This is a genomic window from Marinobacter algicola DG893 (assembly GCF_000170835.1).
GTDB classification, from domain to species: domain Bacteria; phylum Pseudomonadota; class Gammaproteobacteria; order Pseudomonadales; family Oleiphilaceae; genus Marinobacter; species Marinobacter algicola.
Window position 1 is genome coordinate 1 of record NZ_ABCP01000026.1, and the last position, 17,350, is coordinate 17,350.

A 17,350-nucleotide genomic window follows, 5' to 3' on the forward strand; every position below is an offset into this window, starting at 1 on the left:
ATCCGAAGCGGGCAATGTCGTGGGGCGCGGTGAAGGCGGTGGTCATTTCCACGTAGCAGCAGGACAGCCCGAAGTTGTAGGGCCAGAGGGAATTTTTGCGGCCCCAGTTGACCGCGGAATTGAGAACGTCGCTCAGCTTGCCGGTGAACACATTGCGTTCAAGCTGGCGCTTAACAGGATCTTCCGACGGTTCCTGTTGCCGTATCGGGTATTGCGTGTCACCTACCGGGCGATGGTTCCGCACTGGTCAGTCACTGCCATGCAGCCCCCAAACTCAGAGGGCCGGATCCATACCAGAGGCTAGACCGCAATAGGCGCCTTAATCCCAGGATGAGGCTCGTAACCGTCAAACTCGAAATCCTCCAATTCGTACTCGAAGATCGAAGAAGGTTTCCGCTTGATCACCAATTGGGGCAACGCCCGTGGCTCCCGTTTAAGTTGCTCGAACACGATATTGTCGGTCAGATGGTTCTGGTAAAGGTGACAGTCACCAAAGGTATGAACGAACTCCCCTACACCCAGATCGCACTGCTGGGCAATCATGTGAGTCAGCAATGCGTAAGATGCGATATTGAACGGCACCCCCAGAAACAGATCCGCACTGCGCTGGTAGAGCTGACAGGAGAGTTTGCCGTCGGCAACGTAGAACTGGAACAGGCAGTGACAAGGCGCCAACGCCATGCGCCCCTGGCGGACGTTGTCCTGAGGGCCAATGGATTCATCCGGGAGCTCAGCCGGGTTCCAGGCCGAGACAATCAGCCGGCGGGAATTAGGCTTGTTGCGAATCTGCTCAATGACCTCGCTGATCTGGTCAACAGTGCTGCCGTCCGGGCAGTGCCAGCTTCGCCACTGTTTGCCGTAGATAGGACCGAGGTCGCCGTTCTCCAGGGCCCATTCATTCCAGATAGAAACGTTGCGTTCTTTCAGCCAGTTGTTGTCGGTGGAACCCTGCAGAAACCACAGCAGCTCCTGGATAATACTGCGCAGGTGGACTTTCTTGGTCGTCACCAGCGGGAAGCCGCCCTGCAGGTCAAAGCGAATCTGGCGGCCGAACACAGAGCGGGTGCCGACGCCGGTGCGGTCACCGCGGTCCATGCCGTTGTCCACCACGTCTTTCATCAGGTCGAGATAGGCTTTCATTCAGCGTTTCTCCGGTAAGCAAGAACAATCAGAGCAGCACCCGCGAGGATCATGGGGAACGACAACACCTGCCCCATGGTAAGCCAGTCAAAGGCCAGATAGCCCAGTTGTGGGTCGGGCTGGCGAACAAACTCCACCAGAAAGCGGAAAATGCCATAACACGCCAGGAACAAGCCAGAAACCGCCATACGGGGCCGCGGCTTGGACGAAAACCACCACAGGACGATAAATAGCAGGACGCCTTCCAGGGCAAACTGGTAAAGCTGGGACGGGTGCCGGGCCAAGCTGTCAGGTGCTGTGCGGAAGACCATGCCCCAGGCAACGTCGGTGGGCTTACCCCACAGCTCGCCGTTGATGAAGTTGCCTATACGGCCAGCGCCGAGTCCTACCGGCACCAGCGGTGCAACGAAATCCGCAATCTGCCAGAAGGTGCGGTCCACCTTGCGACCGAACCACCACATGGCGAAGATCACACCAAGCAGGCCACCGTGGAACGACATACCTCCTTCCCACACACGCAGCAACATCAGCGGATCGTCCGCGAAGGCGCTGAAATTGTAGAAGATCACATAGCCAAAACGGCCGCCCAGTATCACACCAAGGGCAATATAGAACAGCATGTCCCCCATCTGCACTTCGGTAATGGGCGACCAAGGCTTGCGGGCACGAAGGCGGCCCAGCCACCAGCCCACAAGAAATCCGACCAGGTAGGTCAAGCCGTACCAGTGTATTTTCAAAGGCCCGATGGCAATGGCCACCGGATCGATTTGCGGATGCTGAAGCATCAAGAACCCCTCAGGTCACAACAGAAAACGGATACCTACGACAATCAGGAAGATGGCGAAGATTTTTTTCAACAGGGCCGCGTCCAGGCGATGAGCCAGATTGGCTCCAACCCGGGCGAACAATACACTGGTCAGAACAATACCCACAAACGCAGGCAAATAGATAAACCCAATGCTGAGCTCGGGCAGCTCCGGGTTCTGCCAGCCAGTGGCAATATTTGCCAGCGCACCGGCCACAGCGATGGGCAATCCACAGGCGGCAGAGGTGCCCACCGCTTGCTGCATCCGCACGTTACACCAGCTCAGGAACGGAACGGTCAGCGTGCCACCGCCAATGCCAAAAATAGCGGATGCCCAGCCAATACTGGCGCCGGCGCTCCCCAGCCCGACGGATCCCGGCACATCGCGACCGGGTTTGGGGTTGGCACCGAAAAGCATTTTTAAAGCCACCAGAATGACAAACACACCTATGACCAACTCCAGGGCCTCACCACTGAGCATGGATGCGGTCCAGGCACCCAGCACCGCACCGAGTACAATACCCGCCGTCATGGGGCGGAATATCTCCCAGCGGACGGCGCCATGAAGATGGTGGGACCGTATTGAACTGATGGAGGTGAAGACAATAGTGGCCAGAGAGGTGCCCACAGCCAGATGAGCCGCAATGTCGCCACTCACACCCTGCAGGTCAAAACTGAAAATAAGCACCGGAACAATAACCAGCCCGCCACCAATGCCAAACAGACCAGCCATGGTGCCCGCCAGGGCGCCCAGCACAAGATAGAGGCCAACAACAGCAAAAAGGGTCATACTCAGCCACACGCAGACAGCGAATCAGGCTGGTATGATACACACCGAATCCCTTTTGTTCACTCGCGACTGATGAGCCCGCCACCATGTGCCTGATTGTTTTTAGCGTACAACAGCATCCTGCCTTTCCACTGGTCGTGGCAGCAAATCGTGATGAGTTCTTTCGCCGGCCCACAGCGGCTATGGACTGGTGGCACAGCGAAACCGCCGGGCGCAATATCCTGGCGGGACGTGATTTGCAGTCAGGCGGCACTTGGCTCGCAGTCGATGAGGATGGAGGTGTTGCCGCCGTGACCAATGTACGGGAAGGCTCGCAGGTACCCGGCGCCCACTCCCGTGGCGAACTGCCACTAATGTCGCTGGCAGAAAGCCGAGATGCGCTCGCAATCCGACTGCAGACGAAAAAAAGCGATTACTCGGGATTTAATCTGGTCAGGCTGGATGAGCACGCAGGATGGTACTACAGCAACCGTGACGCTCATCCCGGGCGCCATGTTCATCGCGGCACCTACGGCTTGAGCAACCACCTCCTGCAGACCCCCTGGCCAAAACTGCTGAGGTTGAGAAACTCGGTGACCGATTTGCTGGAAGGGGCGTCGGCGGACCGCACCGATGATCTCCATCACAACCTTATCGAACGCCTTCAGGACACAACGCCGGCGCCCGACCATGAACTGCCGGATACCGGTGTTGGCAAAGATACCGAGCGCTTCCTGTCTTCCCCTTTCATTATCGGCGGCGACTACGGCACCCGCGCCACGACGGTGGTCACAGTCAGCGCTATTGGTGAAATCCGGGTGACAGAACAGTGTTGGGGACCGGAGGGAAAAAAGGAAGGCACAAGACATTTCTGCTGGCAGCGGTCGGCCTGAAGCTTTGGTATAATCCGCCAAATTCCGCGAAGCAACCGGAGGCCCTTTATGGCCGGTGAGAAAAGCTCGGCGTCCATCGCCGACTTCGAAAAATCCCTGGATGAGCTGGAAAAACTGGTTCATGACCTGGAGCAGGGCGAACTCTCCCTGGAGCAGTCTCTCACAGCATTTGAACGCGGCGTAAAGCTGACTCGTGAGTGCCAACAGGCACTCAAGACGGCTGAACAGCGGGTAGAACAACTGGTGGAAAGCAGCGATGGTACACTGGAAACACGCCCTTTCACTCCGGACGAACCCGCCTGATGTCAACTCCGAACACCCGCCTGGCGGCGTTCCTGGAACAATGCCGCAATCAGATTGACGCCGAACTTGAGCGCCAGCTTTGTGCATCCGGCCAAGGTTCTGAACGCCTGCAACAGGCCATGCGATACAGTGTGCTGGGCGGAGGCAAGCGCATCCGGCCGGCGCTTTGCCTGGCAGCAGCCACGGCGCTGGGCCAACCCCGGGAGAGTGCGATCGTTCCCGCCTGCTCGCTGGAACTGATTCATGCCTACTCGTTGATTCACGATGACCTCCCGGCCATGGACAATGACGACCTGCGCCGCGGCCGCGCCACCACACACATCGCCTTTGACGAAGCCACCGCCATATTGGCAGGCGATGCGCTGCAGACCCTTGCGTTCGGCTGGCTGGCCGAAGCACCGGGAGTGGATGATCAGGTGCGCCTTGCAATGATACGGGAATTGGCGACCGCCAGCGGCCATCAGGGCATGGCGGGTGGACAGGCGATAGACCTTGAGTCCGTCGGCAAGCAGCTGACCGTCGAGCAGTTGGAAAATATGCACCGCCACAAAACCGGCGCACTCATTGCGGCCAGCGTCCGGATGGGGGCCCTCACCGCAACCGATGTGAACGAAGACCAGTTGGCGGCCCTCACGGTTTATTCGCAAACCCTCGGTCTCGCCTTCCAGGTGCAGGATGACCTTCTGGATATTGAGGGCGACACGACTGTAATCGGCAAACCCCAGGGCTCGGATCTGGCCCGCTCCAAGCCAACCTATCCCTCGTTGATGGGCGCAGACGGCGCCCGGAACTACCTGTCACAGCTGCTTGAGTCCGCACTGGCCAGCATCGAGATGTTTGGCGTGGAAGGTGACCTGCTCCGGGACATGGCCGGCTACGTGGTGGCACGCACCCATTGATCATCAACGGCTCTGACATGCACACTGACTTATGAAGGACTGGAGGGGCCCAACTGGCCCAATCAGTATGAAACCGGGTGCCTTCATCCCCTATAATAGTACCCACATTTTGAACCACCCGGAAAAGACCAGAGCAGATGCAGGATACATATACTTTTAAGGAAATCCCGTCCCAACGGCCCAACACGCCGCTGCTGGACAGGATTGACACTCCCGGGCAACTGCGCGAGCTGGCAGCGGAACAACTGACTCAGCTCGCCAGGGAGCTACGTGCCTTCCTGCTATGGTCGGTGGGTCAAACAGGCGGCCATTTCGGCGCTGGCCTGGGTGTCCTGGAGCTGACCGTTGCCCTGCATTACGTCTTCAATACCCCGGAGGACCGCCTGGTATGGGACGTGGGCCACCAGGCCTATCCCCATAAAATCCTGACCGGGCGCCGGGAACGCATGAACAGCATCCGTCGAAAAGATGGCCTGGCCGGCTTTCCGAAACGCGCGGAGAGCGAATACGATACCTTCGGCGTTGGTCATTCCAGCACCTCCATCAGTGCTGCCCTGGGTATGGCCATCGCCTCCCGCATGCAGGGCACTGGTCGCAAGAGCATTGCCGTCATCGGCGACGGTGCCATGACGGCCGGCATGGCCTTCGAGGCTTTGAACCACGCCGGGCATCTGGACGCCAACATGCTGGTGATCCTCAACGACAATGACATGTCTATTTCCCGCAATGTGGGAGGCTTGTCGAACTATTTTGCCAAGCTGTTGGCGAGCCGGACCTACAACCAGGTCCGCGACAGCGGAAAACGGGTGCTCCAGGGCACACCACAGTTGATGGCATTGGCCCGCAAGACCGAGGAGCACTTCAAGGGCATGATTTCCCCGGGCACGCTGTTTGAGGAGCTGGGGTTCAACTACATTGGCCCCATCGACGGTCACGACCTGCCCCTGCTACTGGAGACCCTGGAGAACATCCGCGAACTGGACGGCCCGCAATTTCTCCACGTGGTCACCACCAAAGGCAAGGGCTTCGCCCCGGCCGAAGCTGATCCGATCGGCTACCATGCCATCAATAAAATCGAGCCGGTACCACCCAGCAAGCCAGAACCGGTTGCCCCGAAGCCATCGAAACTGAAGTACGCCAATGTATTTGGCCAATGGCTCTGTGACGCCGCCGAAGCCGACGACCGCATTGTGGGTATCACCCCCGCCATGTGTGAAGGCTCCGACCTTCTGGCGTTCTCCCAACGCTTCCCGGACCGGTACTTCGACGTTGCCATTGCTGAACAGCATTCCGTCACCCTGGCTGCAGGCCTTGCCTGCGACGGCGCCAAACCAGTGGTTGCGATCTATTCGACGTTCCTGCAACGTGCCTACGATCAACTGATCCATGACGTGGCCATCCAGAATCTGGACGTCCTGTTCGCTATCGACCGGGCCGGGCTGGTAGGTGAAGACGGCCCCACTCACGCAGGCGCGTTTGACATCAGCTACTTGCGTTGTGTCCCGAATATGATCGTGATGACTCCCTCTGACGAGAACGAAACCCGTCAACTGCTGCACACAGGCATGTTGTTTGAGGGGCCGGCGGCAGTACGCTACCCGCGAGGTACTGGCCCGGGTGCAGAGATGATCCGCGAACTGGCTCCACTACCGATCGGCAAGGGTCGGCTTGCGAAAGAAGGTTCGGGTGTTGCCATCCTTAACTTCGGCACCCTGCTCACGCCTGCACTGGAGGCTGCCAAGTCTCTGGGCGCCACTGTGGCCGACATGCGCTTTGTAAAACCGTTGGATGAAGAACTCATCCTGGCATTGGCGGAAAAGCATGGCCTGCTGGTCACGATTGAAGAGAACGCTATTGCTGGCGGAGCGGGCAGCGCAGTGACGGAATTCCTGAACAGTCGGGATGTCAGCCAGCCCGTGCTTCAGATCGGCCTGCCAGACACCTTCATAGATCATGGCAAGCACGGCGAGTTACTGTCTTCCTGCGGGCTGGACGCCGAAGGCATCAAGCGCACTATTGAAACCCGCCTGGAGCGAATGAAGTACAACCAGTCACTGAAGGCGGTTCAATAAGTCCGCGAAGAGATCACATCAGACGGCGGGATCGTCGTCCTGGTGGGTCTCGAACCAGTGTCCGAGCTTGCTCTGCTTGGTATTGAGGTAATGCTCATTGTGGGGGTTGCGCCCCACATGCAGAGGGACACGCTCCGCTATTTCTATACCCAGATCGGTCAACGCATCCACCTTGCGCGGATTATTGGTCATCAGCCTCAGGCTGCGAATGCCAAGGTGTGCCAACATATCCCGACACATGCTGTAGTCCCGCAAGTCGGCCGCAAAGCCGAGCTGTTCATTGGCTTCCACGGTGTCCGCGCCCTGATCCTGCAGATTGTAGGCACGAATCTTGTTCAACAGCCCAATACCCCGGCCTTCCTGGCGCAGATACATAAGAATGCCCCGACCTTCGCGGGCAATACTGCGCAAGGCTTCTTCCAACTGATAACCGCAGTCACAGCGCATGCTGTAAAGGGCGTCGCCGGTCAGGCACTCGGAATGGGTCCGCGCCAGCATCGGCTCCGGACTGTTGAGGTCACCCAGCGTAAGCGCCACGTGCTCCTTTCCGGTGTCCGGCTCTTCAAAGCCGTGCATGTCGAAAACGCCGAAAGGGGTTGGCAGCCGGCAAGTCTGGATGTAACGAACAGCCACAGTGTTTCCTCGTGGTTCAGTCAATCGAGCGGCGCATTCTATCACGAGGCCAGCGCCCTGGCGTAGCCTCTGTATGGTGGATCTTACGAACCGGAGTCAGAAGCAGACCAGTGGCCACTACGACCACCCTTCTTCTCCAACAGGCGGACATTGTCCACGACCATACCGCGATCAACGGCCTTGCACATATCGTAGAGGGTCAATGCCGCCACACTGGCGGCCGTCAGGGCCTCCATCTCAACACCCGTCTGGCCGGAGAGCTTGCAGCGAGTGGCGATGTGAATCGAAGCGCCGTCCTTGCCCGGCGTCAGCTCTACCTTTACCGAGGTCAGGTTCAGCGCGTGGCAAAGCGGAATCAGTTCGTGGGTTTTCTTGGCCGCCATGATACCGGCGACCCGCGCCACCGCCAGCACATCCCCCTTGGGATGCTGCCCTTCCACAATCATTGCCAGGGTGTCCGGCGCCATCCGAATCAGCGCCTCGGCCCTGGCCTCACGCTCGGTAACAGCCTTGGACGTAACGTCCACCATGCGCGCCGCGCCGGTATCGTCAAGATGCGTCAGTTTGCTCACGGTGTCTCCCAAAATCGTTGATAAAAGCGGCCTTAACGGATCTATCATACCAGAGCGTACAGAACTCGCGGCTGGATCAGTATCCGTTCCCTGACCACCAGAAACCAATACCCGCAATACCTTGAGCGCCAGCCTGGCGGGCTGCATGAGTATCATCAGGGGCAAGCCCGCCAAGGGCATAGACAGGAATCCCTGCGCCTGCGGCCAGCGCCTGGAAACGCGCCCACCCAATTCCCGGCGCACCAGGATGGGAAGAGGTAGGCTTTACCGGGCCCAGGGTAATGAAATCTGCCTGGAGCTGTTCTGCATGGGCAATTTCCTCTTCATCGTGACAGGAGATTGCCAGCAGTTGCCCCTCGGGAATCGGCCGTACTGAATACTGCCTGGCTTCCCGCCATGGCATGTGCAAACCGGCTGCCTGGGGCAGGAGCTCAAGCAGCAACGGAGCACCGTGAAGCATCAACAGGGAATCGCTGGCGCGACACGCCTCCAGTGACCAGCCCGCCAACCGCTCGTATATCTCCTCACTTAACTCCGGCGCCCGGAACAGGCACAACTGCGGGCGTGCTGCGAGCAAGCACTGGCGAAGCTGGTCGGGGAATGCGGAAGGGTTACCGATAGAACCGGTAATGGCATAGCGACGAGGCAGCTTCAGAGCCCGGATAATTGGCCTGTTTGCGGCAGGGAAATCCACATCCGCCAGATCCTGGACACCCAGCCACTGTATCGCCTGCCCTTCGCGGCCCTCGGGGGCACCTTCAGCGCAAGAGGCTTCCCAGACATCGAGAAACACCCGCTTGTCTCCGTAATCGTGGCGAATTTCAATCACCGGCTCAAGAAGGTCCGGATCTATCCGCAACCCGGTCTCTTCCCGAATTTCCCTGACCAGGGCCTGTTGGACCGTTTCACCGGCCTCAACCTTGCCACCCGGAAACTCAAGTAAACCGCCCTGATGAACATGGTCCGGCCGACGGGCGATCAATACTTTCCCATCACGAAAGACAACACCCACCGCAACGTGTATTTCCTGAACTGGCGTCATAATCAGGTGCGATACTCAGCATTGATGGTGACGTAGTCATGGGAAAAGTCGCAGGTCCACACCCGTTCACTGACATCCCCCCGCCTGAGATCGATGTGGATGGTAATTTCCTCACCGTCCATCACCGCCTGCCCGCGCGACTCGCTGTAATCCGCTGCACGACCGCCATTACGAACCAGGCACACATCGCCCAGCCAGATCTCGAGAGCGTTCAGGTCCAGCCCATCGACACCAGCACGCCCCACAGCAGCCAGTATCCTCCCCCAGTTGGGATCGGACGCAAACAGTGCGGTTTTGACCAGTGGTGAGTGAGCGACCGTATAGGCAACGTCCAGCGCCTCCTGTACCGATGTCGCGCGGCTCACTTCAATGGTGACAAACTTGGTGGCACCTTCGCCGTCGCGAACAATCGCGTGCGCCAGCTCGAGGAAGACCTCGCGTAGTGCTTCTCTGAGCTTTGGCAGGGACGGGCTATCGGCCGTGATTTCAGGGCCGCCAGACTGGCCGCTGGCAATCAGCATGCAGGCGTCGTTAGTGGACGTGTCACCGTCAATGGTAATCCGGTTGAAGGACGCCTCTCCCAACTCTGACGAAAGGCTCGCCAGCACATCCGGCGCGATATTCGCATCGGTGGCGATGAAGCCCAGCATGGTAGCCATGTTGGGACGAATCATCCCCGCACCCTTGCTGATGCCGGATATGGATATCGTTTGGCCGTCCAGATCAATCTGGCGCGAGGCACCCTTGGGACGAGTGTCGGTGGTCATAATACCCGAGGCCGCTTCCGCCCAGTGCGATTCGGAGACATCCGCCAGCGCCTGCGGCAACGCACTGACGATTTTACCCACCGGCAGCGGTTCACCGATAACGCCGGTTGAAAAAGGCAGTATGCTACCGGCGGAGACACCGGCATGATCCGCCAGCGCCTGGCAGCAGGACAGGGCATCTTTCATGCCTTGTTCGCCGGTGCCGGCATTGGCATTGCCGGTGTTGATCAGCAGGTAGCGAGGTGCTTCGCCGGCCAGATGGTTTCGCGTGACGTGAACGGGGGCCGCGCAAAATTGATTACGGGTGAAAATACCGGCCACTCGGCTACCTGGCGCCAGCTCAATAACCACCAGATCCTTCTTGCCGGGTTTCTTGATACCGGCGCTGCCGATACCCAGCCTGACACCGGCCACCGGGAAAAACGTCGGCAAGGTTCCTGGACCAACTGCCATTTTCAATCTCCTTTCGTCATGAACACCGGTTACCAAACGAAAAACCCGCAACCTGTCGATCAGGGTGCGGGCCTTGGTTCGCTCACTCAGCGGCGGAAATCAGTTGACCTTTCCACAACACTGCTTGTACTTCTTGCCGGACCCGCATGGACAAGGCTCGTTTCGCCCTACCTTTCGGTCCTGGCGCACAAAGGTCTCCGGCGTACCCTGAGGCTGCTGGGCGCCAGACCCACCTGCGTTGTCATCCTGTCTGTGCTGCGCGGTGGCGCTGGTTTCATCGTGGCGCAGTCGCGCCTGGGCAAGCTCCCGCTCGAGCTCCTCTTTGCGGCGGCGTTCCACCTCTTCCATTTCTTCACGGCTCTGAACACGGACATGGGATAACACCCGGACCACATCACGCTTCATGGTTTCCAGCATGCTTTCAAACAGGTTAAACGCCTCGCGCTTGTACTCCTGCTTAGGGTTCTTCTGGGCATAGCCGCGCAGGTGGATACCACGGCGCAGGTGGTCCATATTCGAAAGGTGCTCTTTCCAGAGCGTGTCGAGCACTTGCAGGAACACCTGCTTCTCGAACTTGCGCATGGGCTCGGCGCCAGCCAGCTCTTCTTTGGCGTCGTAGGCCGCGACAATCTCTTCCAGAATACGCTGACGCAGATTTTCTTCGTAGAGCTTGCTGTCCTCGTCCAGCCATTGCTGAACAGGCAGGTTGATGGCCATCTCCGATTGCAGCTGGCTCTCCAGGCCGGCAACATCCCATTGCTCCGGCATGCTCTGCGGCGGGATGAACTCACTGACCAGAGAGTCCACCACATCCTCGCGAATGGTTTTAATCATCTCGGAAACGTCTTCCGAGGACATGACCTCGTTACGCTGATCATAGATCACCGTACGCTGATCGTTGGCAACGTCGTCGTACTCCAGCAGGGTTTTCCGCATATCGAAGTTGCGGCCTTCCACCTTGCGCTGGGATTTTTCAATGGCGTTGGTGACCATTCGATGCTCGATGGCCTCGCCTTTTTTCATCCCCATGGCCTGCATCAGGCTCTTCACGCGATCCGGCGCAAATATCCGCATCAGGTTATCTTCCAGCGACAGGAAGAACCGTGATGAACCAGGGTCGCCCTGACGACCGGCACGGCCCCGAAGCTGATTGTCGATACGGCGGGATTCGTGACGCTCGGTACCAATGATGTGCAGACCGCCAGCTTCAAGCACCTGGTTGTGACGCTCGGTCCATTCGGCCTTGATACGAGCTACTTCCTCTTCGGTGGAGCTTTCCATGCCCGCCACCTCAAATTCCCAGTTACCACCCAGCACGATGTCCGTACCACGGCCGGCCATGTTGGTGGCAATGGTGACCGCCCCCGGGCGACCGGCCTGCGCAATGATCTGAGCCTCACTCTCGTGCTGTTTGGCGTTCAGGATCTTGTGATCAATTCGCGCCTTCTTGAGCAGCATGGACAGAAGCTCTGAGGCCTCGATCGAAGCCGTGCCCACCAGGATTGGTCGACCCTCAGCCGTGACGTCCTTGATCTCATCAATGATGGCGTGGAATTTCTCTTCTTGAGTCAGGTAGATCAGATCGTTGTAATCGATTCGCTGGATGGGCTTGTTGGGAGGAATAACAACAACGTCCAGGCCGTAAATCTGACGAAACTCAAACGCTTCCGTGTCGGCGGTACCGGTCATACCGGCCAGCTTGTCGTAGAGGCGGAAGTAATTCTGGAAAGTGGTGGAAGCCAGGGTCTGGCTCTCTGCCTGAATGCGAACCCCTTCCTTGGCTTCAATCGACTGATGCAGCCCCTCGCTCCAGCGACGGCCCGGCATGGTGCGGCCCGTATGCTCATCAACAATCACTACCTGATCGCCCTGGACAATATAGTCCACGTCTTTCTGGAACAGGTGGTGAGCCCTGAGGGCCGAGTGGACGTGATGCAGGAGGCTGAGGTTGGCGGCAGAATACAGGCTTTCACCTTCCTTCAGAAGCCCCCGTTCCAGCAACAACTCTTCCACTTTTTCATGGCCGGTTTCGGTGAGCTCTACCTGACGGGATTTTTCGTCAATGGTGAAATCGCCGCTGGGCTCGCCTTCTTCTTCGCTGACTTCGCCCTTTTCGAGGCTCGGGACCAGCTCGTTGATGGCCAGGTAGAGTTTTGAACTGTCCTCGGCCGCCCCGGAGATAATCAGCGGGGTACGTGCCTCGTCAATGAGGATGGAGTCCACTTCGTCGACAATGGCAAAGTGCAGGCCCCGCTGCACCTTGTCTTCCGTGCTGAAGGCCATGTTATCGCGAAGATAATCAAAGCCGAACTCGTTGTTCGTACCGTAAGTAATATCCGCCTGATAGGCCGCCCGTTTCTCTTCAGGGGGCTGGCCGGCCACCACGACACCGACCTGCAGGCCCAGGAACCGATACAGCTTTCCCATCCATTCGGCGTCGCGGCGGGCCAGGTAGTCGTTCACGGTAACCAGATGTACGCCCTTGCCGGTCAAGGCGTTCAGATACACGGCCAGCGTTGCGACCAGCGTTTTACCTTCGCCGGTCTTCATCTCGGAAATACGGCCTTCGTGAAGCGTGATGCCGCCGATCATCTGCACGTCGTAGTGGCGCATCCCCATAACGCGACGGCTTGCCTCACGAGTGGTGGCAAATGCTTCCGGAAGCAATGCGTCAAGGCCTTCACCTTCGTCATAGCGACGGCGAAATTCGGCAGTCTTACCTTGCAACTCGGTGTCGGACAAATTGCCATACTGCTCTTCAAGCTCACTAATACGCGATACGGTTTTGCGCATTCGCTTGATTTCTCTGGCGTTCTTACTGCCGAACATCTTGGTTGCAAGCTTTGTGAACATAGACCACTGCTTCTTTGATTAAACGGAGGAAGCCGGCATTCTAACCTTATTTCGCAGCAGTACAAAAGTCGGGCCTTGCAGAAGCCTGTCACAACGCTGAAAAGATTGAAAAAAGAGTGCCGGATGGGGGCAACGGGGAGAAATCAGGCGCCTTTACAGGCGCCACTGTAAACGGCTAGCGGCTAGCACGCTTGATGTAGGTTTCCGGATTCTCGGATTTACCGTTGCGGATAACTTCAAAATGCACGTGAGGCCCGGTAGAACGGCCTGTGCTGCCCATCAGCGCCAGCACCTGCCCCTTCTGGACAACATCGCCCACCTTGACCTTGATAGCCTTGGCATGGGCGTAACGGGTTACCAGGCCATCACCATGGTCCACCTCAACGAGGTTGCCATAGCCGTAGCGCTCGTCGGCATAGGTGACCACGCCGCCCGCCACGGAGATAATGTCGCTACCTTCCTTGCCAGCCAGGTCCACGCCGGCATGCCAGGTACGCTTACCGTTAAAAGGATCGGACCGATAACCGTATTTCGAGGACAGCCAGCCCCAGGTAATAGGACGGCCTTCCACAAAAAGCTCTTTTTCGAGTTTCTGGCGGGAGGTAACCATGTCCAGCATGCGCAATTGCTGCTCCCGATCTTCAATACGGCGAGCAAGCCGATCAATCATGCTGGTGAGTTCCGGCGCGGTGAAAGAGTCGCCATCAAGACTCTCCTCGGGGCCACCGACGGCCGCTGGCTGATCAAAGTCAAACTCGTCGCTGGCCACCAGCCCCGACTCCAGGAAGCGTTGCCCGAGGGCGTCAAGCCTGAGAAGACGCCCCTGCATCTCGCCCAGCCGCAGCGTTAAGGCATCAACCTGCTGCTGGACATTTCGCTCAATCCGGGCCAGTTCCATCTTTTGTTCGCCCAGCCGTGACTGCCACTGAGCAACCAATTCCGATTCTGCAGGCTCGACCGGTTCAATCTGGCTCACCGCCACGTTATAGCCAGACCAACCCGCCAGAATCAGCATTGCGGTCACGAAAAACACCAGTCCTGCAAGGACAGGGGCGTTTACAGAAACCGTACGGGATTTCCCATGGCGTTTGCCAACGAGGATAATGTTCATATCGTCTTCTGGTTTCATGGGGACGCAACCTGATCCTGTAGTGTTGCATCCTGAGTGTTCTGACTGGGCCTGCCGGGGCATCCTGTGCCAGATTGCGGATTTCCTATCCGACTACTCAATCCTGGGCAGCATAAATCGCGTCTGAAAACGCACGTGCTATCCATTGCAACGACTACGTTTAATAAAATAGCAGCCGCCCGTGGACATACACACACCAGACAATGTAAAACGAGTGTAATACAGGCTCTGCCTATTAACCGTGCCGAAGTGTAACCAATCGTTACCGTTGTCGTCGAGAATTACTGATTGCCATGAAAAAGAAAACCGACCTCGAATTGACTCCGGACAGCTTCTCCAGGGCCTCAACCCTGCGTGAACTGATGGCCAAAGCCCAGCATCATACGCAGGCAGAACAGCTCGTTATCGCTGCGCTTCCGCAAAGCCTTGCCAAAGGCACACGGTTTGTCAGTTGCCATGACGGGGAACTGACCCTGTCAGCTACGGCTGCCACCACCGCCAGCCAGATCCGTTTCCGCCAGCATGAAATCATGGAAGAGCTTCGCAGGCAGGAGTTGTTCCGTTTCGTCTGGAAACTGAAGGTCAAGGTCGCTCCGCCGCGATTCAGCGAGCGTCCGAAAGCAAAAATGACGCCCCTTAGTAACGAAAATGCCCGACTCCTCAAAGAGGAAGCCGGGCACACGAAGGACAAACAATTACGCGAGGTTCTCGAAAAACTCGCAAGCCACGTCCGGGATTAAGGCGTCCTGCCTCAGCCCGCCGCCAGCACAGGTTTCATATAGGAAATCGGGGCAGCGGCCTCGTCGTCGAAGGTCACCACTTCCCACGCGTCCTCTTCTGCCCTGAGCTTGCGCAGCAGCTTGTTGTTCAGGTCGTGGCCGGATTTAATACCACGGAACTCGCCAATCAGGCTGTTGCCCAACTGGTAGAGGTCACCGATGGCATCCAGCAACTTGTGTTTTACGAATTCGTCGTCGTAACGCAGACCGTCTTCGTTGAGGATTTTGTAATCGTCAACGACGATGGCATTGTCAACGCTTCCGCCCAACGCCAGATTCATCGCACGCAACTTTTCAATATCACGCATGAAACCAAACGTCCGTGCGCGGCTGACTTCCTTCACGAACGACGTGCTGGAAAAGTCAACAGTTGCGGTCTGAGCGCGCCCCTTGAAGACAGGGTGGTCAAAGTCGATACCGAAGCTGACCTTGAAGCCTTCGAAAGGCAGCAGAGTCGCCTTCTTGTCACCTTCTTCAACCGTCACTTCGCGCTTGATGCGAATGAAACGCTTGGCGGCGTCCTGCTCGGCAATACCGGCGGACTGCAGAAGAAACACAAACGGACCGGCAGAGCCGTCCATAATAGGCACTTCCGCGGCGCTGAGCTCGACGAAACAGTTATCAATCCCGAGACCAGCCATGGCTGACAACAAATGCTCCACTGTTGCAACCCGGACACCATCTTTCAGCAGTGTCGTGGAAAGCATGGTCTCACCAACGTTCTCCGCGCAGGCACGGATTTCAACCACAGGGTCAAGATCGGTACGGCGAAAAACGATCCCCGAGTCCACCGGAGCGGGCTTCAGGGTCAAATACACTTTTTCCCCCGAGTGCAAGCCAACGCCAGTGGCGCGGATGGTGTTCTTAAGTGTCCGTTGTCTGATCATCGGTACATATTTCCGTCACATAAATGCGATATAGTCTGGGCAAAATTCTGCCCGGAGAATACCAGAAAGTAAGACTGAATACCATTTAACCAATCGTTAACCGTTGATTGGCTTCCCGGCACACGTCCGGACTGATAGTCAGCACACGTAATTCGGTCGCAAAGGTTCCATTACCGAATACATTTGCAACAGATTATCAGTCAGCCTGACGGCGAAGGAATGCGGGAATATCGAGATAGTCGACTCCCTGCTCCTCGCTGTCCTTGCTCTGATCAATCGCCACATTGCCGTGAGCCACGGCCCTACGACGCAGAACGGCCGGACGGTCAAGCTGGTTGTAATCCGTTGTGCCATCCAGGCTACGGGTGTTGTCCACCACCTTGGTCGGCTTCTCGCGATCGCCACCCAGGCCGGTCGCAACCACCGTCACCTTGAGTTCGTCAGTCATTTCCGGATCAATCACGGTACCCACGACCACCGTGGCGGAATCCGAGGCAAATTCGCGAACGATATCACCAACCTCGGAGAATTCGCCCAGGTTGAGATCCATACCGGCGGTGATGTTGACCAGGATACCCTTGGCGCCCTGCAGGTTGATGTCTTCCAGAAGCGGACTGCGTACAGCGGCTTCTGCAGCTTCGCGGGCCCGGTTCTCGCCAGTGGCACGCGCCGTACCCATCATGGCGTTGCCCATCTCCGACATAACGGTTTTTACGTCGGCGAAGTCCACGTTGATCATACCGTTGCGGGTAATCAGGTCAGCAATACCCTGAACCGCCCCCAACAGCACATCGTTTGCTGAACCAAATGCGTCCAGCAGGCTGGTTTTCTTACCCATCACCGCCAACAACTTTTCGTTGGGGATGGTGATCAGCGAGTCAACAGTTTCTTCCAGCTCCTTGAGGCCGGCTTCCGCCACACTCATGCGCTTGCCGCCTTCAAACATGAATGGCTTGGTGACAACGGCAACCGTCAGGATGCCCATTTCCCGGGCCACTTCGGCCACAACCGGAGCGGCACCGGTTCCGGTTCCGCCACCCATGCCGGCAGTAATGAACACCATGTCGGCGCCTTTCAGCGACTCGGCAATGCGATCACGGTCTTCCAGAGCGGATTGACGCCCTACTTCCGGGTTGGCACCGGCGCCCAGCCCTTTGGTGATGTTGCCACCAAGCTGGATGATCTGACGAGCATCCAGATCCGTCAGGGCCTGGGCGTCGGTGTTGGCGCAAATGAACTCCACGCCTTCGATATCACTGTTGAGCATGTGGCGAACGGCATTACCGCCACCACCGCCAACGCCTACTACTTTAATGACAGCGTTTTGCTGGACATTATCGACGAGTTCAAACAT

The 17,350-nt window shown here is 57.7% G+C and carries 16 protein-coding genes and 1 pseudogene; 5 read left to right on the top strand and 12 right to left on the bottom strand.

What is annotated here, in order from left to right:
- From MDG893_RS14470 to MDG893_RS14485, 4 genes and pseudogenes are all read right to left on the bottom strand, one after another.
- Positions 1-244, bottom strand: a pseudogene (locus MDG893_RS14470) (NADH-quinone oxidoreductase subunit B); the annotation flags it as partial.
- 56 nt (positions 245-300) lie between these two features.
- Positions 301-1,140, bottom strand: a complete 840-nt coding sequence (locus MDG893_RS14475) for a thymidylate synthase (RefSeq protein ID WP_007154557.1) — start codon at positions 1,138-1,140, stop codon at positions 301-303.
- Positions 1,137-1,925: a prolipoprotein diacylglyceryl transferase gene (gene lgt / locus MDG893_RS14480; RefSeq protein WP_007154558.1), complete on the bottom strand. Its 789-nt coding sequence runs from the start codon at positions 1,923-1,925 to the stop codon at positions 1,137-1,139. Before lgt ends, MDG893_RS14475 begins: the two co-directional genes overlap by 4 nt.
- A 15-nt stretch (positions 1,926-1,940) precedes the next feature.
- Positions 1,941-2,735, bottom strand: coding sequence for a sulfite exporter TauE/SafE family protein (locus MDG893_RS14485; RefSeq protein WP_007154559.1), 795 nt, complete (start codon positions 2,733-2,735; stop codon positions 1,941-1,943).
- Between the two features lie 86 nt (positions 2,736-2,821).
- On the opposite strand from MDG893_RS14485, the gene MDG893_RS14490 reads away from it, so the two are divergent.
- The 4 genes from MDG893_RS14490 (at position 2,822) to dxs (ending at position 6,881) form a co-directional block, all read left to right on the top strand.
- Positions 2,822-3,607: an NRDE family protein gene (locus MDG893_RS14490; RefSeq protein WP_007154560.1), complete on the top strand. Its 786-nt coding sequence runs from the start codon at positions 2,822-2,824 to the stop codon at positions 3,605-3,607.
- 48 nt (positions 3,608-3,655) lie between these two features.
- Complete coding sequence (locus tag MDG893_RS14495; protein WP_007154561.1) at positions 3,656-3,910, top strand: exodeoxyribonuclease VII small subunit; 255 nt, start codon at positions 3,656-3,658, stop codon at positions 3,908-3,910.
- On the top strand, positions 3,910-4,809 hold the full coding sequence (locus MDG893_RS14500; protein ID WP_007154562.1) for a polyprenyl synthetase family protein: 900 nt from the start codon (positions 3,910-3,912) through the stop codon (positions 4,807-4,809). The genes MDG893_RS14495 and MDG893_RS14500 overlap by 1 nt, the downstream gene beginning before the upstream one ends.
- A 137-nt stretch (positions 4,810-4,946) precedes the next feature.
- Positions 4,947-6,881 (top strand): 1-deoxy-D-xylulose-5-phosphate synthase, encoded by a 1,935-nt coding sequence (gene dxs, locus MDG893_RS14505; protein WP_007154563.1) that lies wholly within the window; start codon positions 4,947-4,949, stop codon positions 6,879-6,881.
- An 18-nt stretch (positions 6,882-6,899) separates the two neighbouring features.
- On the opposite strand, the gene ribA is transcribed toward dxs, so the two are convergent.
- The 6 genes from ribA to MDG893_RS14535 all read right to left on the bottom strand — a co-directional run bounded on the left by ribA (position 6,900) and on the right by MDG893_RS14535 (position 14,330).
- Positions 6,900-7,514 (bottom strand): GTP cyclohydrolase II, encoded by a 615-nt coding sequence (ribA, locus tag MDG893_RS14510; protein WP_007154564.1) that lies wholly within the window; start codon positions 7,512-7,514, stop codon positions 6,900-6,902.
- Positions 7,515-7,597: 83 nt separating this feature from the next.
- Positions 7,598-8,086: a cyclic pyranopterin monophosphate synthase MoaC gene (moaC, locus tag MDG893_RS14515; RefSeq protein WP_007154565.1), complete on the bottom strand. Its 489-nt coding sequence runs from the start codon at positions 8,084-8,086 to the stop codon at positions 7,598-7,600.
- A gap of 76 nt (positions 8,087-8,162) precedes the next feature.
- A complete protein-coding gene (locus MDG893_RS14520; protein WP_040474643.1) occupies positions 8,163-9,128 on the bottom strand; it encodes a Nudix family hydrolase in 966 nt (321 codons plus the stop codon).
- A 2-nt stretch (positions 9,129-9,130) separates the two neighbouring features.
- Entirely contained in the window at positions 9,131-10,348 is a 1,218-nt protein-coding gene (gene argJ, locus MDG893_RS14525) for a bifunctional glutamate N-acetyltransferase/amino-acid acetyltransferase ArgJ (RefSeq protein ID WP_007154567.1), read from the bottom strand.
- Between the two features lie 99 nt (positions 10,349-10,447).
- Positions 10,448-13,201: a preprotein translocase subunit SecA gene (gene secA / locus MDG893_RS14530; RefSeq protein ID WP_007154568.1), complete on the bottom strand. Its 2,754-nt coding sequence runs from the start codon at positions 13,199-13,201 to the stop codon at positions 10,448-10,450.
- Positions 13,202-13,376: 175 nt separating this feature from the next.
- On the bottom strand, positions 13,377-14,330 hold the full coding sequence (locus MDG893_RS14535) for a M23 family metallopeptidase (protein WP_007154569.1): 954 nt from the start codon (positions 14,328-14,330) through the stop codon (positions 13,377-13,379).
- Between the two features lie 293 nt (positions 14,331-14,623).
- Between MDG893_RS14535 and MDG893_RS14540 the strand changes: the two genes are divergently transcribed.
- The gene (locus MDG893_RS14540) at positions 14,624-15,070 is read left to right on the top strand and encodes a DciA family protein (RefSeq protein ID WP_007154570.1); all 447 of its coding nucleotides are present in this window, start codon (positions 14,624-14,626) and stop codon (positions 15,068-15,070) included.
- An 11-nt stretch (positions 15,071-15,081) separates the two neighbouring features.
- On the opposite strand, the gene lpxC is transcribed toward MDG893_RS14540, so the two are convergent.
- Together lpxC and ftsZ are read right to left on the bottom strand one after the other, a co-directional pair.
- Positions 15,082-15,996 (bottom strand): UDP-3-O-acyl-N-acetylglucosamine deacetylase, encoded by a 915-nt coding sequence (gene lpxC, locus MDG893_RS14545; RefSeq protein WP_007154571.1) that lies wholly within the window; start codon positions 15,994-15,996, stop codon positions 15,082-15,084.
- A 196-nt stretch (positions 15,997-16,192) separates the two neighbouring features.
- A complete protein-coding gene (ftsZ, locus tag MDG893_RS14550) occupies positions 16,193-17,350 on the bottom strand; it encodes a cell division protein FtsZ (protein ID WP_007154572.1) in 1,158 nt (385 codons plus the stop codon).